Here is a 2,399-nt window from a genome sequence, read left to right on the forward strand (position 1 = left end):
CTTGTTACCCATACGGGGCTATCACCCTCTATGGCGTCACTTTCCAGTAACTTCCGGTTCCTTGTACATAAAATATCGTGGTCCTACAACCCCAACATTGCCGTAACAACATTGGTTTGGGCTAATCCGCGTTCGCTCGCCACTACTTACGGAATCACTTTTGTTTTCTTCTCCTCCGCCTACTTAGATGTTTCAGTTCAGCGGGTTTGCCCACCTATCGGTGTACTATGTCTTCAACATAGTGGGTTGCCCCATTCAGGTATCTACGGATCAATCGGTGTGTGCCCGTCCCCGTAGCTTTTCGCAGCTTATCACGCCTTTCATCGCCTCTGAGAGCCAAGGCATCCCCCATACGCCCTTATTTTGCTTATTGTACCAATCATAAAATCAATTATGACCGTTTTTTTTTGTTTTTTATTATTCGTATCTCTACTATAACAAAAAACGCTTTCTACTTTTTATTATTTTCTTATCTCAATATGTCAATGAACTTTTATTATCTATCTTTATAGACAATCAGTGGAGAATAACGGAGTCGAACCGTTGACCTCCTGCGTGCAAGGCAGGCGCTCTAGCCAGCTGAGCTAATCCCCCATTTTTAAATCTTAGATTGTAGAATTCAGATTTTAGATTTCTAATTCTTCTCTAATTTCTTTTGGTGAATTCCAACTTCCAGAATTTCCTTTTTCTAAGTTTTTCAGTCTTCTTTAGTTTGTTTGTTTTTTATTATAACTTATAATTCATAATTTATAATTCAAAACTCTAAAAAAGTAGTCCCGGGCAGACTCGAACTGCCGACCCCTACATTATCAGTGTAGTACTCTAACCAGCTGAGCTACGAGACTCTGTTTTACTTAAAATTTATTATTTGAATTAACAGCAAGAGTAATTGAATCTATCGATTCAGAACTTTCTAAATGAACATCTTTTTTCCTCAGCGTGCATTACTGCTAACACTTGAGGCTCTAGAAAGGAGGTGTTCCAGCCGCACCTTCCGGTACGGCTACCTTGTTACGACTTAGCCCTAGTTACCAGTTTTACCCTAGGCAGCTCCTTGCGGTCACCGACTTCAGGCACCCCCAGCTTCCATGGCTTGACGGGCGGTGTGTACAAGGCCCGGGAACGTATTCACCGGATCATGGCTGATATCCGATTACTAGCGATTCCAGCTTCACGGAGTCGAGTTGCAGACTCCGATCCGAACTGTGACCGGTTTTATAGATTCGCTCCTGGTCGCCCAGTGGCTGCTCTCTGTACCGGCCATTGTAGCACGTGTGTAGCCCAAGGCGTAAGGGCCGTGATGATTTGACGTCATCCCCACCTTCCTCACAGTTTGCACTGGCAGTCTTGTTAGAGTTCCCGACATGACTCGCTGGCAACTAACAACAGGGGTTGCGCTCGTTATAGGACTTAACCTGACACCTCACGGCACGAGCTGACGACAACCATGCAGCACCTTGTAAATTGTCTTGCGAAAGATCTGTTTCCAAACCGGTCAATCTACATTTAAGCCTTGGTAAGGTTCCTCGCGTATCATCGAATTAAACCACATGCTCCACCGCTTGTGCGGGCCCCCGTCAATTCCTTTGAGTTTCATTCTTGCGAACGTACTCCCCAGGTGGGATACTTATCACTTTCGCTTAGCCACTGAAATTGCTTCCAACAGCTAGTATCCATCGTTTACGGCGTGGACTACCAGGGTATCTAATCCTGTTCGCTACCCACGCTTTCGTCCATCAGCGTCAATCCATTAGTAGTAACCTGCCTTCGCAATTGGTATTCCATGTAATCTCTAAGCATTTCACCGCTACACTACATATTCTAGTTACTTCCTAATAATTCAAGTCTAACAGTATCAATGGCCGTTCCACCGTTGAGCGATGGGCTTTCACCACTGACTTATTAAACCGCCTACGGACCCTTTAAACCCAATGATTCCGGATAACGCTTGGATCCTCCGTATTACCGCGGCTGCTGGCACGGAGTTAGCCGATCCTTATTCTTACGATACCGTCAAGCTGCTTCACGAAGCAGTGTTTCTTCTCGTATAAAAGCAGTTTACAATCCATAGGACCGTCATCCTGCACGCGGCATGGCTGGATCAGGCTTGCGCCCATTGTCCAATATTCCTCACTGCTGCCTCCCGTAGGAGTCTGGTCCGTGTCTCAGTACCAGTGTGGGGGATCTCCCTCTCAGGACCCCTACCCATCGTAGCCTTGGTAAGCCGTTACCTTACCAACTAGCTAATGGGACGCATGCTCATCTTTTACCGTTGTGACTTTAATAGTGGTTTCATGCGAAACTGCTATACTATGAGGTATTAATCCAAATTTCTCTGGGCTATCCCTCTGTAAAAGGTAGATTGCATACGCGTTACGCACCCGTGCGCCGGTCTCTAG

At 45.8% G+C, this 2,399-nt stretch carries 2 tRNA genes and 2 rRNA genes (1 of these 4 running past the window's edge); all 4 read right to left on the minus strand.

From position 1 onward, the window contains the following. Positions 1 to 373: ribosomal RNA gene (locus tag FLACOL7796_RS00035) — 23S ribosomal RNA — on the minus strand (it extends 2,610 nt beyond the left edge of the window). A 147-nt stretch (positions 374 to 520) separates the two neighbouring features. Further along, positions 521 to 594 (minus strand) — tRNA-Ala (locus FLACOL7796_RS00040). A gap of 177 nt (positions 595 to 771) precedes the next feature. Continuing rightward, positions 772 to 845: transfer RNA gene (locus FLACOL7796_RS00045), tRNA-Ile, on the minus strand. Between the two features lie 124 nt (positions 846 to 969). Then, a 16S ribosomal RNA gene (locus FLACOL7796_RS00050) occupies positions 970 to 2,399 on the minus strand; the annotation flags it as partial.

The sequence above is a fragment of the Flavobacterium bizetiae genome (assembly GCF_902804475.1).
GTDB lineage: Bacteria > Bacteroidota > Bacteroidia > Flavobacteriales > Flavobacteriaceae > Flavobacterium > Flavobacterium bizetiae.